This window comes from Acidobacteriaceae bacterium (genome assembly GCA_028283655.1).
GTDB lineage: Bacteria > Acidobacteriota > Terriglobia > Terriglobales > Acidobacteriaceae > Granulicella.
The window spans coordinates 2,990,468-3,016,087 of sequence record JAPWKE010000003.1 but is presented as its reverse complement, the minus strand read 5'-3'; the positions used below and the strand labels follow the sequence as shown (position 1 = coordinate 3,016,087).

The window sequence follows — 25,620 nt, the reverse complement described above, 5'->3', positions numbered from 1 at the left end:
TCGCCGCTGCTTGAAGGGCTGTGGCGTTACTTCAGCTGCGTAGCGCAGAGGGCGCCGCCCTGGGAGCACAGGCGGTTGATGCCGCGTGGCAGTTGCATCGGAGAGTCGGAGCCGAGCGTGCGCTCGTAGATCTCGCCGTAGTCGCCGACCGTGGCGAGCACCTCTGCGGCCCAGGTTGCGCGAAGGCCCAGCGGGTGGCCGAGTTCGAGCGTTTTGCCGCTGAGGCGCTGACGGAGAAGAGAGTCGACGTGGGGCTCTGTTGTGCGGACCTCTTCGCCGGAGAGCAGGACCGCAAGGACGGAGTCGGCGATGCGGCGCAGGTGTGCGTCGGTGGCGCGCGTCGCCATCGCCATTGGCTCGTCGTCGAAGTGATCGGGCAGCAGCAGGTGGTCTTTGGCATCTTCACCAAAGCTCACGCGAATGGCTGCGAGCCGCGTGCGGTCCGCGCCAATGGCGACGCAGTTGCCGGAGCTGTAGGCGGCTTCCATCTCGCCCTCTTCCTGGAACGGATAGGGGAGGAGGTTGATGCCGCGCGCGGCAAAGGCGGTCTGCAGCACGGCTTCGTGCTCGGTTTCGGCGAGGAAGCAGACTTTTCTACCGCTGAGTTCCTTTGCGGTGGTGATGTGCGTCTTCGTCGGCACCAGCAGGCCGACGCCGTCGATCAGCACGGTCTGCGTCAGCTCCAGCGTGGCATCGGCGCGGTGCGAGACATTGATCGTTACGCTGGGGACGAGGTCGATTTCGCCAGCGCGAAGGTCGGCCAGTGCGGTCTCTTCATCGGGATAGCCTTTGAACTCGACCTTCGCGTCGACGCCTGCGATGGCGACAGCAACGGCGCGGCACATCTGCTGATCAAACGCCACGCGAGGGCCGTGATCTTCGTCCAGCGTGTACTCGGCTTCGCTCTGGTCGATGCCGCAGACGAGCGTGTGGGTTGCGGCGATACGTGCGACCGCGTCGCCTGTTGCGGTGGCTGGTGCGGCCGAGTTCTGCGCGGTGAGATGGCTCGCGCTGAGGACGAGCGCGCCTGCGAGGAGGACGTGACGCAACATCTTATGGTGTCCAGTTTCCCGAGCGCGGATCGCCCGGCGTAACGTCCGGTCGCGGATTGAAGTCTGCAGGAACGGGGTTGGGCAGGTCGGCGTCTGTGGGTTTGATGCTCAGGGCCTTGCAGCCCTCGCCGCCGTAGTGCGGGAAGCTCATCGCGACGTTATCGGGAATGATCGCGTATGACGCGGGAACGGGCTTGCGCTTGCCCAGCAGGCGGGCGTTGTCGAAGCCCGAAAGCAGGTTGCCGACTCCCGCAACCTTGTCGTCGGCGGGGCCCATGTCGGGGCCAAGTCCGCGCTGTTTGCCCAGCTCGCGGGCGTGCTCTTCGTCGGGCAGGTCGGCGAGCGGGATCAGGCTGAAGAGGTCGTCGACGAAGCGAATGATGCCGCTGTGTTCGGTGCGCTCGTGCGAGACGACGTGCGTGTTTCCGTAAGGCGAGATCAGCAGGAAGGGGATGCGCGTGCTCTGGTTCAGCGGCGAGCCGTCCTCCATGTGGTTGCGAACGACGGGCTGCATGTGGTCGAAGAGGCCATCGCTTTCGTCGTACGCGATCAGGATCACGCTCTGGTCCCAGTAGGGGCTTTGCGCGATGGCGTTGATCTCTTTCGCGAGCAGCGTTTCGCTGATGCCAGTGTCGGCGTATCCGGGGTGATCGTCGTTGCCGTAGAAGACCTGCGCCAGGCGCGGGTTCGGGTCGGCGGGCTTCAAGCCGTGGATGTTGCCGTAGCCGCCGCGAACGTAGAAGACGCCGTCCTTGGGCAGGTGATGGTTGGCGACGTCGTCAAAGAACTCACCGAGACCATGCATGTGCAGGCTGGTGTCTGGGTTGTTGGCGACGTAGCCAAAGTACTGCGGCGCGTTGTGGTGGATCACATACTCTTTGTGGGTCGCGATCCCTGCAGGGTCGGTGGGCTCATGATCGTAGCCCTGCTGATACCAGCCCCAGTTCACCGGCATGGTGCCGTGCCCGGCGATCTTCTCCAAGTCTTCCTGCACGTCGCGCAGGTCGATGCCGGGATCGCGGTCCTTGGCTGTCTCCTGCTTGATATTGCTGCCCATGAACGAAAGGGGCAGGGAAGCGTAGGTGAGGTTCGGTGCGTGGCGCGGTTCACTGTTCGGCTTGGGTGCGGCGGGCTTGCCGGCAGCGTCGAGCGGAAGGCTCCAGTAAGGATGCGCGTTGCTCACCAGCGGGAGCTGTGTGCCGTTCTTCGGCTTGCCCAGTTCCGGATGCAGCATCCACTCGGTCTGGCCGGTCTGGCCGGAGAGCATCGCGATCGCGTTTGGACCGGAGGGCCCGATGACGGTACTGAAGAAGCCGTCGAAGAGGGTGAAACGGTCCGCCCACTGCCACAGGAATGGCGCGGTATCGCAGTCAACGTGGCTCATCACGAGCTCACCGAACTGCTTGCGCGCGAGTGAGGGCACGCGGTTGGGCTTGCCGCCCTCGATCTTCACGCCCTCTTCGGCGAGCGCGTACTGGTCGTTGTGCGGAATGTTGTTCTTGTCGAGTGCCAGCTTGCGCACCATGGCGACGTGCGAGTGGTTCAGCGAGGCGACGTCTTCTGGGTAGAGCGGAACGCGCTTGCCGTTCTTGTCGGTGATGAAGGAGGGAATGCGGAACGGGGTGATGGTACCGATGGTGCCGTCGGTGTTGACGAACGGTTGTACAAAGCCGGGTGTCTCGGCAGGCGGCTGCGAGTAGAGGCCGCGAGCCATCGGGAAGGAGCCGAAGTAGAAGTCGAAGGAGCGGTTCTCCTGAAAGAGGATGAAGACGTACTTGATCTTGCTGCGAACCAGGGCGAGCTTTGCGGCGTCACTCAGGCTAGGCTCGTGCTGCGGGTCGGAGGCGTATTTTGCCGTCTCGCGCGAGCTTTTGGCGCCTGCCTCGACGACAGGTGTCGCGGTCTTGCCTGCTGTTTGAGCGGCCAGCGTGGCGCTGCCCAACGACAGCAGAGAGGCGGCCAATACGGCCCGGTGGCGCTGCTTCCACTTCGATCGGTTCACGAGCATTCCCATTCCAGCAGGATATTCGCTTTGGGGGGCTGCCACACAAATGGTGCAACTAGTATTTTGCGCTAGAAAGTATGGTTTTTGGGGCGAGCCGGTGGTACACTAAACTCCTGACACGGAAGTGGCCCCTGGCATCTTAATGCCTTGGCACGCCCTCCGCTCCCTTGCTGACATCGGATGTCCACAGCGTCTCGAGGCATATCCGGGGAGATTCGCGGTCAAAAAGTTTGTTTTGAGAGGAATTCAACATGGCACAGGTTTGCGAGCTCTGCGGTAAGGGCCCCCAGTTCGGTAACAATGTTTCTCACGCGCACAACGTCACCCGTCGTCGCTGGAACCCGAATTTGCAGTCGGTAAAGTCAAAGACCAACGGCGTTTCCAAGCGCGTGAAGGTCTGCACCGGTTGCATCAAGACTGGCAAGATCGTCAAGGGCTAAGCGTTTTGCGCTTCGGCGCCTCGCTTTATTCGTCCCTGTAAGATCGAAGCCCCGGCAGCCTGCGCTGCCGGGGCTTTCTGTGCGTCTACTGTTTACTGCTTTGGTTCAAAGCCGAGCGATACTGAGTTGATGCAGAAGCGCTCGCCGGTGGTTTGCCGCGGGCCGTCCGGGAAGACGTGGCCGAGGTGCGAGCCGCAGGTGGCGCAGGTGACCTCGACGCGCTTCATGCCGAAGCTGACGTCCTCGTGATAAATCACGGCGTTGGGCGTGATCGGCTCCCAGAAGCTGGGCCAGCCGCAGCCTGAGTCGTACTTGGTGTCGCTCTTGAAGAGCGCTGCGCCGCAGGCCGCGCAGTGATACAAACCGTCTTCCTTCTTGTCATAAAGAGCGCCGGTAAAGGCACGCTCCGTGCCTTTTTCACGCAAAACGTGGAACTGCTCGGGCGTCAGTTGCTCGCGCCACTCGGCCTCGGTCTTCTCTACGCGTGCCGGGGTAGCTGGCTGCAACTCTTTGGCGGCGTCGGCCAGCGGGCCGCCTTCGGGAATGTTCGTCATCACGGAAACTCCTCTCGTTCTCTGGTATTTGGATGCTTCGGTGGCCCGGGACGGCGCAGTGGCGTTCTGCTGGCTGTGTTGAAACTCTTCTCTTTGCCTTGCCTGAATTTGCGTGCTTTGGGAGTGGACGCGTAAGTACTTCGCTGCTGGAACCCAGGACGGAACATCCTGTTCCACTGTACCGCGCTGGCGGAAGGTGTCCGGGCTGTGCTATTGTTCCGCGCGTGCTAACGCTAACACAGCGGGATGCACCGAACTTTCTCCCTTCGCCGAGATCTTTCAAGGGTGTGGTTCGAGGGCAGGTGTTAACGTTCACCGGCCAAGGGCTCCAGGTCTGCTGCAATCTGCGTAAGCGCAGGCTGCGGCTTGTTTCGAAGTCACCCCCGCCAGCGCGCTCCCGCTTCGTTTCTGCGAGATCCACCGGCGCCAGGAGAAAGAACCATGCGCTCGTTCGCTAAATTGCTTTTACTATTTTTCGCCTTCGGCCTCTTCGCGCCGCATAAGGCTTTCAGTCAGACTGACACCGCCACTCTCTCAGGAACGGTCGTTGACTCCACCGGGGCGTCCATCCCCGGTGCGACGGTCACCGTTCGCCAAACCTCCACGAATTTCTCCCGTACGGTCACGACCAGTGGCGACGGCGGCTTCCGCGTCGAGTTTCTTCCCATTGGCTCGTATGCCGTACACGTTTCTGCACCCGGTTTTCAGACGCTTGAACGCTCCGGCATCACGCTGAACGCGATGCAGTCGGCATCGCTGGACAAGGTTGCACTGGCTGTTGGGCAGGAGCAGCAGGTGGTCGAAGTGACCAGCGATCTGCCGCTTGTGAACAACACAAACTCCACACTGGGGCGAGTGATCGACAACCAGGAGGTGGATAACCTTCCGCTCGTTGGCCGCAATCCGTACGATCTTCTTCCCCTGACTCCGGGCGTTCAGGCAAGCCGTACGGTGAACAACCTTGGCTATCCTGAGCAGCATACGTACATCAACGGATCGACGGACGGAACGGTCGGTCAGGTCAGCTACTACCTGGACGGCGGAATCAACATGACGGGGTTGCGCAACACGGGCAACATTCTGCCGAACCCGGACGCCATTCAGGAGTTCAGCGTCCAGACGAACAACTTCTCCGCGCAGTTCGGTCGCACGTCTGCGGGCATTGTTTCGGCTGTGACGAAGTCGGGCACCAACAAGGTGCACGGGTCGGTTTTTGACTTCGAGCGCAATAACGCAGCCAACGCTTCAAGCTGGGGCACCGGGCAGAAGGCGCTGCCGCTGCATCGTCATCAGTTTGGCGCTACGGTCGGCGGTCCGGTCGTCAAGGACAAGACGTTCTTCTTCGGTTCGTACGCTGGTCTGCGCCAGTCGCAGAGCGCACCGCTGAACAGCGCGATTGTTCCTGACACGTTGCAGCGTGCCGGCAACTTCAGCGAAAACCTGCCGACAAACTCGGGCACGATCACAAGCTGCACGCAGACGGTTTCTGCAACGGACAAGGCGCTCACCGATCACGGCGGACGCTTCATCGTTTGCAACCCGATCACCCGTGTGCCGTATGCGGGCAACATCATCACCAGCACGCTCGACCCCACCGCGCAGCAGGTGTTGAGCCGCAATGTTCCGGGCCCTTCGAACACAAACAACGGGCTTATTTCGACGTACACTACGCAGAACCAGAGCGATGAGTTCCTGATCAAGATTGACCACAACATCGGCAATCACCGCATCAGCGCGAACTACTTCCAGACGAACGGCATGAGCACACAGCTTCCTTCGGGCGGCACGGTTCCGGGCTGGTCGATGCAGCTCTTCAACTGGCGTCAGCAGAACGCGAACCTTTCGGACACATGGACGATTAACTCGTCGATGGTCAATCAGGTGTGGGCGAACTACTCGCGCCTGATCGCTGGCCGTACAAACATTCCGCAGACGACGATTGCGGCCTATGGCTCGGACTTCAACGTGCAGGGAACACCGTCGCTACCGCAAATTTCGGTCAACGGCTGGTTCACGCTGTCGCAGGCGATCGCTGGCCCTCTGGCGGGTGACAACCTGTACGCGCTGCGCGATGTGATGGCCTGGAACAAGGGGCGGCACTCCATTCATCTCGGCGCAGAAGGCGCGTTGGAGAAGGACGCGCAGCAGACGCTGCTGAACAACTACGGCGTCTTTGCGTTCACCTCCAGCACGACTTCACGTACCGGTAACGCGCTCAGCGACTTTGTGCTGGGCCGGCCGAACACGATGAACCAGGACTCGCCCGTCTATGCGAACGCCAATTACTTCAACTACGGCGCCTTCTTCCAGGATGACTGGCGGGTACTGCCCAACCTTACGCTGAACCTTGGCCTGCGTTACGACGTGCAGACCGCACCGACCGACACCATGAACCGCACCACGAACTTCCGAGCCGGTGTTCAATCTGTGGCGATTCCATCGGCTCCGCGTGGCCTGCTCTTCCCAGGTGACCCCGGCGTGCCGAAGACCGGTTCGCCGACGCGTTACAACCATGTGTCGCCGCGTATCGGTTTTGCGTGGGATGCCTTCGGCAACGGCAAAACGATTGTTCATGCTGGCGCGGGTCTGTTCTTTGGATCCATCGGCGGCAACGAGTTTGAGCTTCCGTCGAACTCGCAGCCGTTCTCGGTGCGTGCGCAGTACAGCAACGTTACGAGCCTGACGCATCCCTACTCGACGGACACGACGGACTTCCCTGGCGGTATCTCGCCGTATCCATACAACTACGATCCGGCGAACCCGCGCTTCATCAAGCCCACGCAGATTCTGGCGATGGATGCGGATTACCGCTGGCCGTATAACTACCAGATGAACTTTGCCGTAGAGCAGCAGTTCACGCCGACGCTGGCTGTTTCCATGGCCTTCGTCAGCGCGCTCAACCGCAAGCTGCCGCTCTATGACGACGCGAATTATCCGGTCTTCAACACGGCAACCCCGACGGCGAATACAACGGCAACGGCGAATGCTCGTCGTCCGGTGAATGTGGCTATCGGCGGCACACCGACGTATAGCCAGGTGTACGTAGTGCGTTCACGCCAGACGTCGAACTACAACGGTCTGCAGGTGTCGGTGGACAAGCGCTTCTCGCAGCACTTCAGCGCGAAGGGCTACTACTCATGGTCGAAGACGCTGGCGTCGGCGTACATGAATAACAACACACTGGGTAACAACTTCGAGGACTACAACCTGCCGCAGCTTGACCGCCAGCGCACGGACCTCGATGTTCGCCACACGGCGGTCTTCAACGTGCTGTTGAAGCCGGATTACTACAAGGGCAAGAACCCGTTCGTTCGTGGTGCGTTCAATGGCTGGACGATCTCGGCGATTGCGACGATCTCGAGCGGCGCACCGTTCAACATCACGACCGGCTCCGATAACAACGGCGACGGGAACACCAGCGATCGCCCCAATGTCGTTGCGGGCAAGAAGGTCGGCATCCTGCCGAACGCGACGGCTGCGAAGTGGTTCGATACGACTGCTTTCTGCGGCTATAGCGCCAGCTCACCCACGACCTGCCCAGGCACCGGCCCTGGTGGTTCGGATGGCACGCTGCGTCCTTATGCCATCGACGCTCCGGGTGTTCGCAACATCAACGCTGCGGTCTTCCGCGACTTCCCGGTCTACCGGCAGGTAAAGCTGCAGTTCCGCGGCGAGGCGATCAACGTCTTCAACTTCACCAACCTGGGCGCGCCGACTGGCACGCTCTCGTCGGGGAACTTTGGCAAGATCACCGGTGTCAACAGCAACTTCGACAACCGTCAGCTTCAGCTTGGCGCTCGCATCCTGTTCTAAACCGCAAGCCAAGCAAAGAACGGCGGCGAGAGGAAACTCCTCTCGCCGCCGCTTCTTCTTTTTGGGGAGTTAGTCGAGTAGCGCGGTGACTTCGATCTCCACCAGCGCGTCCTTGGGCAGGCGAGCGACCTGGATGGTGGAGCGTGCGGGCGGCTTGGCGCCTTCGGCAGCGAAGACGGTGGTGTACACCGCGTTCATTGCGGCGAAGTCGTTCATGTCTTTGAGAAAGACGGTGGTTTTCACCACGTTCTCCACAGTAAACCCAGCGGCTTTCAACAGGGCCTGCAGGTTCGCGACGACGCGCTCAGTCTGTGCGGTGATGTCGCCGGTGATCATCTCGCCGGTAGCGGGGTCGAGCGGGATCTGTCCCGAGGTGAAGAGCATGTTGCCCAGGCGCACGGCCTGCGAGTAAGGGCCGATAGCTTGCGGCGCGTCCGGTGTGCTGATGATCTGCTTTGCCATAGCCCTGATTGTCCGCCGAGCGAAGCTTGCATGGCAAACGGCGTATCCTTGTTGGCGATGCCTCTGAACGTTGCACTGATCATTTTCGAGCTGGTTCTCATGGTGCTCGCCATCTCCATCCATGACTGCGCGCAGGCGTGGGCGGCCAACAAGCTCGGCGACCCGACCGGGCGAATGCTCGGGCGCATGACGCTGAACCCTATCGTGCACTTCGACCTCTTCGGCATGGCCATCTGGCCGCTGCTGTATGTCTGGACGTCGCCGCTTATCCTCGGCTGGGGCAAGCCCGTTCCGATGACCTACCGCAACTTCCGGCAGAAGAACGGCGAGATGCTGGCGACGCTGGCCGGGCCGCTGGCTCAGGTTGTGGCTGCGGTCGTCTGCCTTGTCGTGCTCATTGTGCTGAAGCACCTGGTTCCGGGAGCACAACAGTCGCTGGGGGAAGTGATGATGCTGACCTTCCGCGCGCCGGTCGATACCACGAGCCTGCCAAGCATCTTCCCCGTGCTGCTGCTGCTGGACATCGCCATCTTCGTCAACCTGCTGTTGGCGATCTTCAACCTCGTTCCCGTGCCGTTTCTCGACGGCGGCAAGATCCTGGTGCACTTCCTGCCCTACAACGCGGCTAAGGCGTTTGAGCAGTACGCGCTCTGGATCATGATCGGGTTCTTCTTCGTGGGCTTCAAGATCATCCTTGGGGTGTTTGTCCCGGCGTTCATGTTCTTCCAGCATCTGCTGTTGTCTTTGTGACGCCATTGCCTGAATCCCAGTGCTGTTTGGGCTTTCCGAGCCTGTATCCTTTGTGAGAGCCCTTATTTTCCAATGAGTTCTTCGAATCCCGTTTCCTACTGCGACCCCAAGCCCGTCTCTCTGCCAGGAGCACCGCGTCCTCGCGTGCTCAGCGGCATGCGCCCCACCGGCAAGCTGCACCTCGGCAACTACATGGGCGCGCTCTACAACTGGGTCAAGCTGCAGGCAGAGTATGAGTGCTACTTCTTCATCGCCGACCTGCACGCACTGACTACCGATTACGCTGATCCAAGCCAGCTCAAGCAGAACATCTTCGACATCGCGCTCGACTTCTTCGCCGCAGGGATCAACCCTGGCAAGTCGACGCTTTTTGTTCAGTCGCATGTTCCGCAGCACGCGGAGCTTCATCTGCTCTTCAGCATGATTACGCCGCTTGGCTGGCTGGAACGCGTCCCCACGTACAAGGACCAGCAGCAGCAACTTGCCGAGAAGGACCTGAACACGTACGGCTTCCTTGGCTATCCGTTGCTGCAGTCTGCGGACATCCTGCTCTACAAGCCGCGCTTTGTGCCCGTTGGAGCCGACCAGGTGGCGCACGTTGAGTTGACGCGCGAAGTGGCGCGCCGGTTCAACCAGTTTTACTCGCCCAAGCGCATTGTGCCCGGTGCCGCAGGAACGGTGCAGACAGAGCTCGATCCCGATCGCCTTCTGTTGCCGGAGCCCGAGGCTTTGTTGACCCCTTCGCCGAAGCTCCCTGGGCTGGACGGCCGCAAGATGTCGAAGAGCTATGGGAATGCGATCTATCTGACCGACGATATGTCCACGGTCATGCGCAAGGCCCAGAGCATGACGAACGGCGGACAACGCCCGACGCAGCATGACCCCGGCGATCCGGATATTTGCCCGGTTGCTGATCTGCACACGGTTTTCTCGCGTGTGGAGATGGACTCGACGATCCGCGAGGGATGCCGCAACGCCTCGTTGCGTTGTGACGAGTGCAAGATGATGCTCGGAACCTCGATCGTGGAGCACATCGCGCCGATGCAGGTGCGTCGTCGTGAGCTGGAAGATAAGCCCGACGTCATCTGGGATGTTCTTGAAGACGGTGCGCGCCGTGCCGCGAAGAGTGCGGAAGCTGTGATGGCGGAGATCCGTTCGGCCACGGGGCTGTCCCGTGACCTTTCGGGCATCCGTGCGCGGAAGACGAGCCTCTTTTCTGCACAGGAGAGCGCTGAGCGAGAGGTCTACGACCTGGAGCATTTGAGCGCCTGGTGGTCGAACGAGCCTCTGGTGCTTGCCCGTAACCTGCGCGATACCTGGAGGCAGGAGATTGCCGGCCCGCATGTATCGCTGAAGCAGGAGTCGGAAGGCCTTTATCTGACGCGGAATAATCGACGCGTTGCTGTAGTCGCTGCGCGCGAGGATGATGCGGAGGAGACCTGGAGCTTTGTCCTGAAGCCCAAGTCGTACGAGATCATCAGCTTGCTTTGCTGGGACAAGAAGCACCGTCTGCACGACTTCATCGTTCCGCAGAAGATGTATGTTGGCCCGTGGTCGGCGGCGAAGAAGGCTGCCGGTAAGGACAACATCACCTTCTCTGTAGTGAAGCAGAACGATCACTATATCCTGCAGCTACCCAACGCTGCGGGTATCGACATCACCGATACGGAGCACAGCTATGCCACCATCGGAGACTAATCCGCAGGATGAGCTGATCGAGCAGCAGCCGGACGGGCAGGAACCGCAGCAGGCTGAGCCGGACTCGTCCGAGCAGAACGAAGTGGTGCAGGCAGAGACGGCTGCGCCGGAAGCTGCCGCTGCGGAGACGTCTTCGGCTTCGGGCGCTGCGCACTTTGCGCTGGAGCATCCGCCGGTGCGGCCGCCTGCTCCTGAGCCTCGTCAGAAGACCGACAAGGAGAAGGAAAAAGAAGAGGCTTCGCAGTCGCCCTTCATGATCACCGTCGGTCGTGTGTACGACGGCCCGTTCGACCTTCTGCTCGACCTGATTCGCAAGCAGAACATCGACATTTACGACATTCCGATGGCGAAGATCACGGCTCAGTTTCTTGAGTACACACACCATCTCAAGCAGACAGACGTAGACTCTGCTGGCGAGTTTGTTTACACGGCCTCGCTGCTGATCCACATCAAGAGCAAGATGCTGCTGCCGCGCGATCCGATGGAAGTGGCCGCAGGCATTGATGAAGATCCTCGTCGCGAGCTGGTGGAGCGTCTGTTGGAGCACGAACGCTTCAAGTCGGCTGCACAGATGCTGCAGCAGAAGCAGCAGATCGAAGACGCAACCTGGACGCAGTCTGGGATGAAGGGTTTTCTGCTCGACGAAGGCGTCAGCTCGCTGGACTCAGAGCGCGAGATCGACGCCGACACCTCCTCGCTGCTGCTCGTCTTCCGCGATGTCTTGCAGAAGCTCCGCGATCGTCCGGTCCACAGGATTGACGAGGAGAGCGTAACGGTCGCGCAGATGATTCAGTACGTGAAGCAGCGTCTTCTGATGGAAGACCGCCCGGTAAGCCTGCGCAAACTGCTGGGCAATGCCCGCTCGGAACGCTCGCTGATCTGCACGTTCCTGGCGATGCTGGAGCTCATCCGCCTGCAGGCGATCCTCTTCCGCCAGCCGGAAGCGCTTGGCGACATCATGATCAAAAAGGCTGAGAACTTCGAGCAGGTGATGAGTGAGAACGCCGTTGTCCGCGACGACTGGAGCTAGGGTCGGTCGCAGAGCTTAGGCAGTAAGCGTTGCGGTTGTTGGTGGGTTTTGCACTCGTAGGGACGCTTTGCGTTCTTCGCTATACACGGCAGCGGTTCCGCTTCGAACCGCTGCCGTTTTGCCTTATTTCGTGCCGGGGATGTGATCGCGGGTGGTGGCCCAGTCGTTGACCAGCTTGTGCAGCACGGGCGCGCCGGTCTGATAGGCGGTCTCGAAGGCCAGCTTGCCAAGATGCGGCGTCAGCAGGCTCTCCACGGGGTCATGCCCCGGAGGCGGCGTGGAGTAGTTCGAGGCCGTCCGCAGTACCAGCACGCGGTTCTTGTCCACGCGCTTCATGCCGTCCAGCCGCGTCAACGCCTCCATCATTCCGGAGTCTTCCATGTCCGTCATGGCGAAGACGCCCTTGCCGCCGGTCCAGTTGCGTACCCAGTCTTCGGCGAACTGGTTCATGACAGCGCCGTGCCAGAAGTAATCGCTGGCGAAGGAGTCGCCTTCGAGCACAAACGGCGGACGGCGAGCTTCGCGAAACGCGTCGCCGACAAACTTCGCCCGCAGCGTTGCCGAGTCTTCATCGTCCGGCAACTTCAGCCCGCGGGTCATGGCAAAGGCCCAGTCCACGAGCCCGGCGTTCAGCGGATAAAGGTTGGAGTTAAACCAGGCAGCGCGCTTTCCTACGGGCTGGTTCGGCTCCTTGTCGCTCACGGCAAAGAGGCCATAGGGCCAGCTCTTCGGCGTCTCTCGCGAGTCGATCATGCGGGTGACGTCACCCACCACGAACTTTGCCCACGCGGCGGAGCCCAGCGAAGCCACCTTCGGGTCCACGCCTGCGATGCCGTTGATGAGGAAGTAGGCGTGCGAGAGGTCAAAGCGCGGATCGAGCCCAAGCGCCATGATCGAGGCCGTGGCCGGAGCGATCGTCGTTCCGCTGATCATGCCCAGAATGGTGTGCTCTTTGTTGGTGCGCAGCGGGTGAACGCCGCCTGGGAAGGGCACGACCTCATCCAGATGCTCGCGTTCTACCCAGAGCTGGAACTCGCCTGGCTTGTCGCCGGTATCGGCCCCGATTTCGAAGGTGGCGACGACGACAGCGCGGATTGGCCAGGGTTTTTCCTGTGTCTGCGCACTGGCAGAGCGGAAAATGGAGGCGAAAACCAGCAAAACTGCGAGACGAAGAGCAAGTGAGCGCATGAGCAAAGGACTCCTGGAACGAAGTACGCTCAGTCTAGCGAACCCCGGTCGCGATACACTTGGTGTCTCGACAAAAGAAAAGAAACCATGAGTCTCAAAGCCAAGATCGAAGCGGTCATCTACGCATCAGAAGAACCGGTTACCCTGCTGCAGCTGGTTGGGTTGCTGGGTGAAGAAGCGCAGCTCGAACTCGACGCCCGCGAAGCGGAGCAGCCGACGCTTGACCTCGGCGTCGCTGACGACGCTGAGCCGACGGAGATGGATCCTGAGGCGATGAACGCCGAGACGATCGTCGAAAGCGCCGAAGAAGAGGCTGCTGACGAGCCGTCTGCCGCCATGCAGGAGCCGGAAGAGTCGCCTGAAGAGACCGCTGCTGAAGAAGAGACCTCTGCTGCAGAGCCTGCTGAGGCGGAGCCGATGCTTGAGGCCGCGACGCCGGAAGAGCTTGAGGCCGCCGCGGCTGACGCTGCCAAGGCCTCTGCGCGGAACGAGAAAATGATTGCGGCCGAGGTCAAGGCACGCGAGCGCAGCCTGCGCCTTTACTTCCGCGAGATTCTCGACCAGTTGATCAAGGATTACGCTATCGGCGATCGTGGGCTTGAAGTCCGCGAAGTCGCAGGCGGCTTCCGTTTTGCGACCAAGCCGGAGTATCACGACGCCGTTCGCGGCTTTGTGAAGTCGCTGAAACCGCCGTTGAAGCTGTCGCTGCAGGCGCTTGAAGCGCTCGCCGTCATCTCGTACAAACAGCCCATCACCGCGCCGGAAGTCTCGGAAATCCGCGGCGTCGAGTCTGGCGGCGTGATCGGCTCGCTGATTACGCGCAAGCTGGTGCAGACCGCTGGCCGCAAGCAGGTGATCGGCCGTCCCATGCTCTATAAGACGTCCAAAGAATTCCTTGTCCGCTTCGGCCTCAGGGATATCAACGAGCTTCCCAGTATTGAAGAGTTCGAAAAGATGGCCGGTGAGTTGAACGAAGCCGTACAGGAGGAGATCCAGATGGAAGAGGCTGTGGAACGCGGCCATGCCCGCGCAGAAGCTGGTCCGGGCTCCCCGAGCGTGGATGAACTCAACGCTCCGCCTGCGGCTGAACCGCAGCCCGACTCTGTCGAGGACCGCCTGGAAGATAAGGGCGAACCGGACGGAGCGCACGAAGAGGCTGAGACCGCAACGGCCGCTGCAGAAGCGGAGCCTTCCGCCGAAGAGCACGACGCGCAGGCCGATGGCGTGCCCGAAGAAACCGAGCAGGACGAACCGGCAGAGTAGTTACGGGTTTGTCCTTTGGTTGTGCGGGCGGTCGTGCCGACACAGCCCTGTAAGGCCAGTTGTCCACAGCGGCAACGAGAGTCTGCGGCAGAGAAATACTGGGTTTGATACTCCCCATAACCTGTCAGGCAGTTACTTCCCGGGCACTCCCCGGGAAGTCTTTCTTTGTGCCGTTCCATGGCGGGGAACGCAAGGAATTCCTTTACTAAATCGATGCATTCTTGCCGGAAGCTAACGGGTATTATTTCGCGGTGCGACGCATTTTTACTGATGGAATTCCCTTTACAGATGCAGGGCGAAATAAATCTTCAGAAGTTGTAGGCAAGATGCTTGACGGTCGTTGTTTGTGCGGTCTAGTATCCCGAATCTGTAAGACAACTACAGAAAAGGTGACCCGTTAGAGGCCGCCCAACTGCAAAGAATTGAACCACCCCGGTCGATCCGGGGCTTGGGAGAGCACCAGATGAACGCACAGAATTCCACGAAGAGCATGCTTCGCCGCATCGGCATCTTCGGCCTCACGATGGCAATCTCGGCAGCAGGCGCGATGGCGCAGCTCGCCGGCAAGGGTGGCCTCACCGGCCACGTTGTAGACTCCACAGGCGCAGCCGTTCCCGGTGCGAAGGTTGTTGTTCGGAGCGATTCGCAAGGCACAACGCGCGAAATGCCTGCAACCAGCGCGGGCGATTACACCTTTTCGCTTGATCCCGGAACGTACACGTTGACCGTGACTTTCCCCGGCTTCAAGACATACGTCCAGAAGAACATCAAGATGGACGCGATGCAGACCTTCTCGGTCGACGCGAAGCTTGAAACCGGCGATGTTACCGAATCGGTCACGGTTACCGATGCGCCGCCCGTTCTGGAAAGCTCGAACGCAACGCTCGGCACGACCATTGAGCAGGAACAATACTCCTCTCTGCCGCTCATTCAGGACGGTACCGGCCAGCGTCGTGCAACGGACTTTGCCGCACTGCTTCCTGGTGTGAACGGTCAAGTGACGAACGGCAACTCGACCACCAACGCAGGTTCGGTGAATGGTTCGGGTTCGCGTGGCGCGGTTTCGGCTATCTACATCGATGGCGTGCCGATTACCTCGGTTGCCGGCGAAGGCGATCCTCGCTTCGTCTGGAGCGCGTTCGCTGTAGACTCCATCGATCAGTTCCAGGTGCAGACCTCTGGCTACTCGGCCATTTACGAAGGTCAGGGCGTACAGAACTACAACGTCAAGTCCGGTACGAACAAGATTCACGGATCGGTCTATGACTACTACCGTGATACCGGTCTCGACACCTGGGGCTTCCAGAAGGTGAACAGCCCGATTACGGGTCTGCCGCAGAAGCCTAGCGAGCACCAGCACGAGTATGGTCTCTTCCTTGGCTTCCCCGTCATCAAGGACAAGCTTTTCGTCTTCGGTGGTTATGAAGGCTATCGCTTCCGCCGCCAGGTGCCGTACTCGAGCGAGACGATTCCTGTAGAAGCATGGCGTCAGGGTAATTTCGCCAGCATGGCCACCAATCCTGCGCTTTGCAACGGATCAACAACAGCTGTAGCCGGTTGCCTCTATGACCCGACGACGACGGTCTATCACCCTGCAGTTGGCAATACCGCTGCCTACCTTTCGCGTTCCGGCTTCGTGAACAACGTAGTGCCGTTGCGTTCTGCTGTTGCCCAGAAGATGCAGTCGTTCCTTCCTGCTTCCAATGGCCTGGTCGATAACAACTACGTTGTGAACTACAAGACGGGCCTCAATAACTGGAGCGCGTCTGGCCGTATTGATTACGACATCAGCACCAAGCAGCGCCTTTCGGTAGTGCTCGCATGGGGCCGCCAGGCAACGACGGCACCTGCTGCTGTAAGCACCAGCGCCGGCCAGAGCTCGAATGGTCTGCCTGCGCCGTATATCTCGTCTCAGCAGTTCTCGCCGAAGACGAAGGTGTTCCTCGCAGAAGATACCTACACCATCAACTCGCACCTGGTGAACCAGTTCAAGTTTGGCTTTGGCCGTTATGACGGTCCCGGCTATAACCAGAACACGGGTGGATCCTATGGCGCATCGGCGCTGGGTATCCAGGGTCTGCCTTCAGGCCAGATTGCGGATAGCTTCCCAACGACCACGTTTACGGGTAACAACACGATCAACCGCTGGGCTGGTTATTCCTCTAACCGTCCTGTGGCGAACGGCTTCGTGCTGGTCGATAACCTGCAGTGGACGATCGGTCGCCACAACTTCACCTTCGGTGGTGAAGATGCATGGTTGCAGTACAACTACCTGAACAACACGACCGGATCGGCTCCTCTCGCGCTGACTTTCAACTCCACCGCAACGCAGGGTTTCACCACCACGACGACTGGCCTTTCGACCACGGGTAACGCGTATGCCAGCTTCCTGCTGGGCGCTGTGACTACGGGTACGGGAACCGTCTCGGCTGTGCCGGAAACCGGTGGCCGCTATAACCCCATCTCTGGTTATGTGCAGGACAACTGGAAGGTTACCGACAGGCTGACGCTGGATCTTGGCGTTCGTTATGACTATTACCCGACGTACCGCGAAGTGCAGGACCGCTTCTCGTTCTGGACGCCCACGGTTACCAACTCGATCACGGGCACTCCGGGCGCGTACGTTCTGGGTGGCTTTGGCAATGGCCGTTGCAACTGCCACAGCCCGACACAGGACTTCTTCAAGGGCTTCAGCCCGCGTCTTGGCTTCGCTTATCAGGCGACGCCGACCACGCTCATCCGTGGCAGCTATGGTGTGATGTACACGCATGGCAATGCAAACGGCGGCAGCGCTGTTTCCCGTCAGGGCACTGGCACCACTGGTTTCAGCACCACAGCAAGCACCACGTTCAGCAACCCGAACGCAGCTGGCGTAACCGGCTCGACGTTCTGGAACCTGGATCAGTCGTTCGCTACGGCATCGAACTACGTTGCTCCGTCAACGAACCCGAATGCAGCCAGCTTTGCCAACACCTACACCTATTATTCGACCGGAGCAGCAGGTATCTCTTCGGGTAGCCCAACGTATGCCGATCCCTACTACGGCAGCCGTGCACCGCAGTTCATCAACTACAGCTTCGGTATTCAGCAGCAATTGGGTACGTCCACCGCTCTGACGATCACCTATGTCGGTTCGCAGGGACACTTCCTGACGCCGGATACGCTGAACGGCCGCGGTCAGTTCATCAACCAGCTGGATCCGAAGTATCTTGGTCTCGGTTCGCAGCTTTCCAACCCGGCAACCACAGCTTCCTTGGCTGCTGCTGGCGTCAACACTCCCTATGCGAGCTTCCTTGGATCGCAGGGCAGCCCGACGATTGGTCAAGCGCTGAAGCCTTATGCACAGTACACAGGCATGAGCGACGCGTACGGTTTTGTCGGCAACACGAGCTACAACTCGCTGCAGGTGTACGCTACCCGCCGCTTTGTCAAAGGCTTTACCTTCATGGCCAACTACAACTGGTCGAAGTCGATTGATAACAACGGTACGTTCCGTTCCGGTTACGACATCCCTGCAGCCTACGCTGAGGACGGCAAGTTCCACGCCGCTCGCTCGTTGGATCGCAGCTTGTCGCTGGCCGATCAGCGCCACAAGGTTGTGATGACCGGATCGTGGGACCTGCCGTTCGGCAAGGGCTCTTTGGGTGGCCAAAACCTGGTGACGCGTAACATCCTGGGTGGCTTCAAGCTGTCGAGCATCTTCAGCGCATACTCTGGCGCTCCGATGTCCTTCACCTTGAACTCGGCCAACACGAACCCGTCGCAGGCTGTTGCGTACTCGTACCGTAACCCGAACTACTCGGGCAACGGTAAGCTTGCCAACCGCCCGGCACTGACCAGCGCGACCCTCGGAAAGACGCAGTATCTCGACCCGAACGCATGGACGACAACGCCTAACTATCGCTTTGCGGTTTCCGCTCGTACGGCTCCTTACTCGGGCCTCTTCCAGCCAGGTAACTACCGTTGGGACCTTAGCCTCCGTCGTGAGATCAAGATCCCGAACCGCTTTGCGAGCAATGCTCGTCTGACGCTCGAAGCCGATTACTTCAACGTCACCAACCACACCCACTTTGTGTACAGCGCGTCGAATGCCGTTCAGGCCACGATCGGATCGTCGACCTACGGCACGCTGCAGGTGGACACGAACTCTGCTTACAACCGCGCGGCGCAGCTTGCTGCTCGCTTCGACTTCTAAGCGGATACCCAAACCAACCAGCAAAGCCGCCGGGATTCCCGGCGGCTTTGCTGCGTTTGCGGCAAACTCTTTCTCGCGCATTCCTTTCACGGGAGATAATGAAGAGATGAAGCCCACGACCCGGCCCTCCACCAAACCCAACGACGACGAACCGCGCGGCGAACGCTTGCAGAAGATCCTTGCCCAGGCCGGCTTTGCGTCGCGCCGTGGCGCTGAGCAGATCATCCTCGAGGGCCGCGTGCAGTTGAACGGCCAGACCGTCACCGAACTCGGCACCCGCGCTGATCTCTCGCGCGACCACGTCCGCGTCGACGGCAAGTTGCTTCTCGGTGTCGAAGAGCATCGCTACTTCATGCTCAACAAGCCTCGCGGCTACGTCACCACGCTTGACGATCCCGAAGGCCGCCCCACGGTGCGTAAGCTTCTCGGCCAGGACGCGCAGAAGAAGCGCTTTGGCGAGCACAAGGAGATGCCGCGCCTCTACCCCGTCGGCCGTCTCGATTACCTGAGCGAAGGCCTGCTGCTGATGACCAACGATGGCGAGCTGGCTAACCGGCTCTCCAAGGCTTCGGCTGGTGTGGAGAAGACGTACCTCGTCAAGGTTTCCGGTGCTCCCACCGAGCAGGTCATCGACCAGCTTCGTCGCGGCATCATGATCGATCGCGGCCGTTTGAACGAGGTTCGCAGCGGTCGGCGCGACCGTGTTCTCACGCAGCCTGCGAAGATCGAGCAAGTGCGTGGCGGCGAGAATCCGTGGTTTGAGATCACGCTTACGGAAGGCCGTAACCGTCAGCTTCGCAAGATGTTTGAAGAGGTCGGTCACCACGTGGAGAAGATCCGGCGCATCGCCTACGGCGCGCTGACGCTGGATGTGCCTCCGGGTGGCTTCCGTGAGCTTCTGCCGGGCGAAGTGCAGGCTCTGGAGCGCGCGGCTGCCGGTAAGAAGGTCGAGCGCAAGAAGGTGAAGCCGGAGGCGGCCCAGTTGAAGAAACCCGTTCCTCCCAAGCGCAAGTCGTATAAGCCTGCGGCCAAGAAGGCGGTCGCGAAGAAGAGCCCTCGCTCCAGCCGATAAGGCAGCGCTCGTTAGTTTTTTTGCTGTCTGCGGGCCTCGTCGAGGTCCCATAGATACCAGGCTGTGGCGAAGTTTCCACGATAGCCTTTGGCAAAAAAGCGGTTCGTGACAAAGGTGAATACGCGCACGAAGCGGTTGGGGCTCTGCTCACAGCGCAGCATGGCTTTGAGCTTGCGGACAGCCGCAGATGGCAATTCATGCGGATATACGCGCAGCATCGCTTCGGCCTGATGCAGGCTCATCTCCCAGCGTTCTTTGCGTTTGCCGTGGTTGCGCCAGATCGGAATGCCGGTGACAGGCTTGTTCCGTAAGGCACCAAGTACATTGTTCTCATGCTGTCTGTACTGCACGGTTGGTTGGCGCACAAGCGCGGCGTGGCCCATCGAGCTTACGCAGAGGGCCGACCACCAGTCATGCATGTGTGCTTCTTCGGGCATGCGGAGGACAAGGCTGCGTAGCGCGTCGTTCATTAGCTCGGTACAGCCGGTCACAACGTTCTGCGCGAGAATGCGCTCGAAGTGGTCAATGGTTTCTTCTGCAAGAAGCTGATGCTTCCAGAAGCTCTCGGCAATTGTCTTCAGGTGTTCGTCGACCACGCGAAGATCGGTGAAGACGAGTAAGGGTGTCTGTGTGCCATGCTCCGCTTCGAGTCCGCGCATGGCAGCCATTTCAAGCTCGAGTTTGTTGGGAAGCCACTCGTCGTCCTGATCGCAGAAGGCGACGTAGGGCGCAGTGGATGCCTGCAGTAAACGCAGAAAATTTGTCTTCGCATGCCCGGTTGATCCATCGTTCGGCAGTACGCGAATGCGACCGGGATGGTTTGCTGCGTACTCCTCAAGGATGGCCTGGGTTCCATCACGAGAGCCGTCATCGCGTAGCAGGAGTTCAACAGCGGGATAGCTCTGGGCGAGGACGGAGTCGATCTGTTCGCGAAGGAAGCGAGCTCCATTGTAGGTAGCGAGGAGTACCTGGATGAGTGGCGTTTCCGCAGAGGGTGTGGGGTTCATGGGATTTGTCCAAGGGCCGTGCGCAGGCGGCGTACGGAGGCGCGCAGCATTCCATGCTTTAGGCGGTTGGCCGCTTCTCGCAGCATCCAGCGGCGGAAGCGTTGGCGTTCTGTGGGGGTGGCGAAGTCGCGGTAGAAGCGCGCCTGGGCCTGTACATGGCTGTGATCGCGCGCGTCATTGATTGCGTTGATCGGGGCATCTGAGTGGAGATCGTGCTCCAGAGAAACAGGCATGGCAGCGACGGTGCCACCGTTCTGTTTCAGTCTGTACATCGTTGCGTGGTCAAGATAGTCAAGCCAGTACTCTCGCGGGAACCCTCCGATGGCTTCGAGCGCGGCAACGCGCAGCAGCGCGCCTGAGTTGAAGGTCCAGAACGCAGGATGGAGCGGACCGACTGAGGCCGGATCTGTCGTGAGTGGGTGATCAGGGAACGGCGGGTGATGCGGAGAGAGGATGCGACCGCGGCTGACGAGATGCGGGACGACCGCGACGACCTCAGGCTGCGTGGCGTAGCGAGCAGGAACGGCAAGCGCCTCGGCGAGATACTCCACAGTGAGTTGGGTGTCTTGATCTAGCAGCATCAGCCACTCGGCGTTCTGTTCCTTCGCCCGTGCGAGCGCATCGTTGTAACGCGCGGCGAGGCCGGCGTTTTGCCCGTCGTGCTGATAGATGCCATGGAAGTCTGGCGGTAACGGCTGTGCCTGTGCAGAGTTATCGGCGACGAAGAGAGGAAGCGGGTGACTTTCGCGGAAGTGCTGTAACGCCAGAAACGCCGGGCTCTCGCCCAGATGCGTGTTGTACAGCACGAGCACTGCGAGTACGCCGCTCATACTGATGTTCCGGAAAGGACGTCTTCGGCGATCTCTTTCATCTCTTGTCCGTTTCGTTTCGGCAGGAAGCGTCCACTGAGCACGCGGCGCACCTCCCACTCCTGCGGAGCGACCATGAAGATCAGGAAGGAGAGCGAGGTGCCGATCACGGCTCCAATCGCTCCAACGCGCTGGACAAGGAATATGGAGAAGACCAGGTTTGCGACAGCCGAGACGATCGCAGCACCTGCCTCAACGCCGAGGCGGTTGACGGCGGTGAGCAGCAGCGCCTGATTCGTGGTGGCGGAAACGAGTACAGCCCATCCTGCCATGGCCCACATGAGTGCATGGGAGGGAACTGCCGCAGGGCCCGCCCAGTAGTAGATCAGGGTACGTCCGAAAAGCGCCATGCAGAGCGCAACAGCACTAACAGCGAGCAAGGTTTTGCGGACGAGTTCAGAGTGGGTCTTGCGTACCCATTCGATGTCACCCTTGAAGTACGCTTCGGTGAAGGCTGGCCAGAAGGACGGAATCATAATGCTCTGCAGCATCGAGGCGTAGGAGATCAGCCTCCATGCGATGCTGTAAGGCGTTACCTGGTCCGGTCCAAGGTAGTGCGTGATGATGAGGTTGTCGGAGTTGAAGACGACGAGCCCGGTAAGCTGCAGCAGAAAGAAGAGCGTGCCTTGCTTGAAGAGTTCACGAGCGATTCTGGTGCTCATGAGGCGGGGGTTCGGCTTCAGATAGGGGCGGTGGTAAAAAAGCAGCCACGCATTGAGGACAAGGTTGCCGATCATCCCCGCGCCGCAGTAGCAGAGGATGAGCTGCAGCAGGTTGGCGTGCATCAGGATGCCGCCAATGACCGCGACCAGATTCAGGAAGTTGGAGAAGATGCCGAAGTAGTTTGAGAGATGTACTTCCTGATAGCCGCAGAGAACACGGTTCGCCAGGGTGAGCGGCATGGAGGCGAAGAAGAAAAGCCCTGCCGCGAGCACCGCGCCGCGCGTGTGTGAAACGAGTACGGGGTCCGTCACATGAAGCAGGTGGCCCCAGTTAATCAGGCTCCACACACCGTAGAAGACGAACGCAAGGATGGCGCAGATGCCGGTCGTGGACCAGAAGGCCGAGGCGAAGTAAGCCTTGGCGCGTGGCTGGTCGTCCTCTGCATTGGTCATCGCGATCTGTGTGGTGAGTGTGTTCGCGATGCCAAGGTCAAGCACGGCGAGCATGACCACAGTGGTCGAGATCGTAACCCACAGGCCGTACTCGAGCTTGCCGAGGTAGCGTACGGTGAGGGGCAAGGAGACAGCACTCATCAGGACTGCGAAGAGCTTGGCAATGAGGCCGGACGCGCCTCCATGCAACATGCGCTTAAGTCTCGGATCATCTGTCAGGGAATGGGTAAGACGCTCGAGAAGGCGCATAGGCTGAGTGCTATTCTACCCGCAGCTGTTGACACTATTCGAGTTGCAGGCATCCAACAAGCCAAGGTGAATTTGAAGTGACAGTACAGGATGTTTACGGCATAGTGATTGCGTACCACCCCGATGAGAGTGTGATCGAAAATCTGGCTGCGCTAAAGCCCCAGGTCGCGCAGATCGTAGTCGTGGATAACGGCTCGAATGAGCAGGAATTAGCTCTGCTTCGAGCCCATGCCCCGGGTAACTTTGAACTTATCGAAAACGGAGCGAATCTTGGGATCGCCACAGCCTTGAATGTGGGGCTGCGTTTTGCCGCTGGGCATGAATACTCTTTGCTCTTCGATCAGGACAGTACCGTTACCCCAGGCTTCGTTGAGACGATGGTGAACTCGTTTGCAGGCAGCGCCTACGGCGAGCGGCTGGCGTTGATGGTTCCGCGTTACGTGGACAAACGGGACGGTGCGATCCTGCCGCCGTTCGTCGGGGAAGACGGCACGTTGAACGGTGCCATGACCAGCGGAACCCTGTTGCGGACAGCATTGACTGATCGCGTCGGGTGGTTTGCCGACGAGTACTTTATCGATGCTGTGGACTACGAATACAGTTTGCGAGTGCGTTCTGCGGGCATGGTGATTCTTGAGTGCCCCGAGGCTGTGCTCATGCATGCGCCTGGCACGCCGACTCTGCACAAACACATCTTCAAGCAGGGGCATTTCCAGGCGGCCAACTATAGCCCCGTACGCCGTTACTACCAGGAACGCAACAAGATCCTGATGCTCAAACGGCATTGGCGGAACCATCTGAAGTTCTGTCTCGGACAGATTTACCTCAGCCTGAAAGAGCTGGTGAAGATTGTCGTCTACGAGCCGCATGAAGGTAAGTTGAAGAAGCTAAGGTACTTCGCGCGTGGATGGATGGATGGTTTGAGCGGACGCTCCGGGCCGTATCCTGCGGTGAAATAAGTGCTGCTGATTTCGCTATAAGAGTTTATGCTTTCCATGCTACTATTGCATCTGCGATTGTTTCTTGATCGCAGGCGCTGCGGGAGACGACCACCGATGGATTCGGGTCGAGCCAGAGACCGCGCGCTGAACGCTTTGCCAGCACTACGCTGGATGCTCTGGCTGGACGGTCGCTCGATTGTGAGCCGACCTCGCCGTGCAGCAGCGTTGCTCTCCCAAGATTGATCTTCGATCCCTCCTGACGCAATGCTGATACCCGGAATCCATGACGTTATGGCCTGCGGCCTTTGTGTGCCCGCACGTCTGCGTCTCTGCATGCGATTCACTGCTTTATCAACAAGAAGATCAGGATTACGAAAACTTTGTCTAACCTCACGCTTGACTCCATCCTCAACCCTAAGCCCCTTGAACCCGCGCGCACGATCACCCAGGCTGATGCCTCTGCGGTCACTTTCAATGACTTCAAGCTCTCTGATGCGCTGAAGAGCCGCCTGAGCGCGGCTGGCTACGTCACACCGACGGCTGTTCAGGCTGGTGCAATTCCTCCCGCGCTCGAAGGCGAAGATATTCTCGCCACTGCATCGACTGGAACGGGCAAGACGCTCAGCTTCCTCGTGCCGATGATCGAGCGCCTCGAAGACATCTCTGTGCCGTCGACCAAGACGCACAAGGAGCCGATTCTCGCGCTCATCCTTCTGCCCACGCGTGAACTCGCGATGCAGGTTCTGGAGAACTTCCACAAGCTTTGCCCCACCACGAAGAACGATGCCGTTCTCGTTGTTGGCGGTCTGAGCGAACGCGGACAGATCGAAGAGCTGAAGCGCGGACCGCGCGTTGTTGTCGCAACGCCTGGCCGTCTTGAGGACTTCCTCCGTCGCAAGGCGATCTCGCTGCAGGACGTCGACATGCTCGTGCTCGACGAAGTCGATCGCATGCTCGACATGGGCTTCCTCCCGGCTATCCGTCGCATCGTTGCGGCACAGCCCAAGGATCGCCAGACCATGTGCTACTCCGCTACGCTCGACGCGAACATTCGCGAGATCGTGAAGGAGTATGTGAACAAGCCGGTGCGTGTCGAAATCGGCAACACCTCCAAGCCTTCTGACCGCGTTGAGCTTCGTTGCTACATCGTGATGCAGGACCAGAAGCTTGCTCAGCTCGACAAGATGCTGGCGGAAGAAGAAGGCACCTACATCGTCTTCTCGCGCACCAAGCACGGTGCGGACCGTATCGAACGCAAGCTGGAAAAGCTCGGCCACACCTCTGAAGTGATCCACGGCGATCGCTCGCAGTCGCAGCGTACGCAGGCGCTCAAGCGCTTTGCTGACGGCCGCGCCCGCATCCTCGTCGCGACCGACGTTGCTGCTCGCGGCATCGACATCGCGCACATCGCGCATGTTGTGAACTACGATCTGCCGAACGGTTCGGACGATTTCGTTCACCGCATTGGCCGTACCGGCCGTGCAGGCAATAAGGGCGTTGCGACGACCTTTGTGACGCCGCTCGAAAAGGGTGACGCACGTAAGCTTGAGCGCGAGTTGAAGATCCAGTTCCAGTGGAAGGAATCGGACAAGAACCTCGCGAAGGAAGAGCGCAATGCTCCTGTCGACATGGGCAAGCAGGGCGTGAAGGACATCAGCGATCTGTTGGCGATGGAAAGCCGCTCGTGGAAGAACGAGTCGTCTGCTGAGAGCGCTCCCCATGCACAGCAGCGTGGACCGCGCCCCGCAAAGGGTGCTGGCGGCCGTCCTCACTCGGGTCGCCCGCAGGGTGGACGTCCTGGTTCGAACGGCGGCGGCCGTCCGGCTTCCGGCGGACGCCCCGGCGCACCGCGTCGTCGTCGCAGCAGCTAAGCGCTGTCTCGAAAGCATAGAGAAAGGCCCGGCATAGCGCCGGGCC

General features: G+C 60.0%; 18 protein-coding genes. 10 read left to right on the top strand and 8 right to left on the bottom strand.

The annotated features are described in order from the left end of the window. Positions 1–26: 26 nt before the first annotated feature. Positions 27–1,052: a transporter substrate-binding domain-containing protein gene (locus PW792_15485; GenBank protein ID MDE1163325.1), complete on the bottom strand. Its 1,026-nt coding sequence runs from the start codon at positions 1,050–1,052 to the stop codon at positions 27–29. Between the two features lies 1 nt (position 1,053). Beyond that, positions 1,054–3,060, bottom strand: coding sequence for an alkaline phosphatase family protein (locus PW792_15480; protein MDE1163324.1), 2,007 nt, complete (start codon positions 3,058–3,060; stop codon positions 1,054–1,056). Positions 3,061–3,308: 248 nt separating this feature from the next. Between PW792_15480 and rpmB the strand changes: the two genes are divergently transcribed. Further along, complete coding sequence (gene rpmB / locus PW792_15475; GenBank protein ID MDE1163323.1) at positions 3,309–3,497, top strand: 50S ribosomal protein L28; 189 nt, start codon at positions 3,309–3,311, stop codon at positions 3,495–3,497. A gap of 92 nt (positions 3,498–3,589) precedes the next feature. Here the strand turns inward: rpmB and msrB are convergent, their stop codons facing one another. Further along, positions 3,590–4,051 (bottom strand): peptide-methionine (R)-S-oxide reductase MsrB, encoded by a 462-nt coding sequence (gene msrB / locus PW792_15470; GenBank protein ID MDE1163322.1) that lies wholly within the window; start codon positions 4,049–4,051, stop codon positions 3,590–3,592. A gap of 441 nt (positions 4,052–4,492) precedes the next feature. Here msrB and PW792_15465 point away from each other — a divergent pair, with 441 nt between their 5' ends. Further along, positions 4,493–7,864, top strand: a complete 3,372-nt coding sequence (locus tag PW792_15465) for a TonB-dependent receptor (protein MDE1163321.1) — start codon at positions 4,493–4,495, stop codon at positions 7,862–7,864. Between the two features lie 69 nt (positions 7,865–7,933). Here the strand turns inward: PW792_15465 and PW792_15460 are convergent, their stop codons facing one another. Continuing rightward, positions 7,934–8,326: a RidA family protein gene (locus PW792_15460; GenBank protein ID MDE1163320.1), complete on the bottom strand. Its 393-nt coding sequence runs from the start codon at positions 8,324–8,326 to the stop codon at positions 7,934–7,936. Positions 8,327–8,356: 30 nt separating this feature from the next. Between PW792_15460 and PW792_15455 the strand changes: the two genes are divergently transcribed. The 3 genes from PW792_15455 to PW792_15445 all read left to right on the top strand — a co-directional run bounded on the left by PW792_15455 (position 8,357) and on the right by PW792_15445 (position 11,804). Next, a complete protein-coding gene (locus PW792_15455) occupies positions 8,357–9,076 on the top strand; it encodes a site-2 protease family protein (protein MDE1163319.1) in 720 nt (239 codons plus the stop codon). A gap of 72 nt (positions 9,077–9,148) precedes the next feature. Next, a complete protein-coding gene (gene trpS / locus PW792_15450) occupies positions 9,149–10,774 on the top strand; it encodes a tryptophan--tRNA ligase (GenBank protein ID MDE1163318.1) in 1,626 nt (541 codons plus the stop codon). After that, positions 10,755–11,804 (top strand): segregation/condensation protein A, encoded by a 1,050-nt coding sequence (locus tag PW792_15445; protein MDE1163317.1) that lies wholly within the window; start codon positions 10,755–10,757, stop codon positions 11,802–11,804. Before trpS ends, PW792_15445 begins: the two co-directional genes overlap by 20 nt. A 123-nt stretch (positions 11,805–11,927) precedes the next feature. Here PW792_15445 and PW792_15440 read toward each other — a convergent pair whose 3' ends face one another. Further along, the gene (locus PW792_15440) at positions 11,928–12,992 is read right to left on the bottom strand and encodes a purine nucleoside permease (GenBank protein MDE1163316.1); all 1,065 of its coding nucleotides are present in this window, start codon (positions 12,990–12,992) and stop codon (positions 11,928–11,930) included. Between the two features lie 87 nt (positions 12,993–13,079). Between PW792_15440 and scpB the strand changes: the two genes are divergently transcribed. From scpB to PW792_15425, 3 genes are all read left to right on the top strand, one after another. Next, positions 13,080–14,255, top strand: a complete 1,176-nt coding sequence (scpB, locus tag PW792_15435) for an SMC-Scp complex subunit ScpB (GenBank protein MDE1163315.1) — start codon at positions 13,080–13,082, stop codon at positions 14,253–14,255. A 463-nt stretch (positions 14,256–14,718) separates the two neighbouring features. Next, entirely contained in the window at positions 14,719–18,450 is a 3,732-nt protein-coding gene (locus PW792_15430; protein MDE1163314.1) for a TonB-dependent receptor, read from the top strand. A 106-nt stretch (positions 18,451–18,556) separates the two neighbouring features. Next, a complete protein-coding gene (locus PW792_15425; protein ID MDE1163313.1) occupies positions 18,557–19,522 on the top strand; it encodes a pseudouridine synthase in 966 nt (321 codons plus the stop codon). A gap of 11 nt (positions 19,523–19,533) precedes the next feature. Here PW792_15425 and PW792_15420 read toward each other — a convergent pair whose 3' ends face one another. From PW792_15420 to PW792_15410, 3 genes are read right to left on the bottom strand one after another with little or no spacing between them, the layout of a single operon-like run. Next, positions 19,534–20,529 (bottom strand): glycosyltransferase family 2 protein, encoded by a 996-nt coding sequence (locus tag PW792_15420; GenBank protein ID MDE1163312.1) that lies wholly within the window; start codon positions 20,527–20,529, stop codon positions 19,534–19,536. Continuing rightward, positions 20,526–21,359 (bottom strand): glycosyltransferase family 2 protein, encoded by an 834-nt coding sequence (locus PW792_15415; GenBank protein ID MDE1163311.1) that lies wholly within the window; start codon positions 21,357–21,359, stop codon positions 20,526–20,528. Before PW792_15415 ends, PW792_15420 begins: the two co-directional genes overlap by 4 nt. Beyond that, positions 21,356–22,705: an oligosaccharide flippase family protein gene (locus PW792_15410; GenBank protein MDE1163310.1), complete on the bottom strand. Its 1,350-nt coding sequence runs from the start codon at positions 22,703–22,705 to the stop codon at positions 21,356–21,358. The genes PW792_15415 and PW792_15410 overlap by 4 nt, the downstream gene beginning before the upstream one ends. 134 nt (positions 22,706–22,839) lie before the next feature. On the opposite strand from PW792_15410, the gene PW792_15405 reads away from it, so the two are divergent. After that, positions 22,840–23,721, top strand: a complete 882-nt coding sequence (locus PW792_15405) for a glycosyltransferase family 2 protein (GenBank protein MDE1163309.1) — start codon at positions 22,840–22,842, stop codon at positions 23,719–23,721. Between the two features lie 362 nt (positions 23,722–24,083). Next, the gene (locus PW792_15400; GenBank protein ID MDE1163308.1) at positions 24,084–25,574 is read left to right on the top strand and encodes a DEAD/DEAH box helicase; all 1,491 of its coding nucleotides are present in this window, start codon (positions 24,084–24,086) and stop codon (positions 25,572–25,574) included. Positions 25,575–25,620 lie beyond the last annotated feature (46 nt).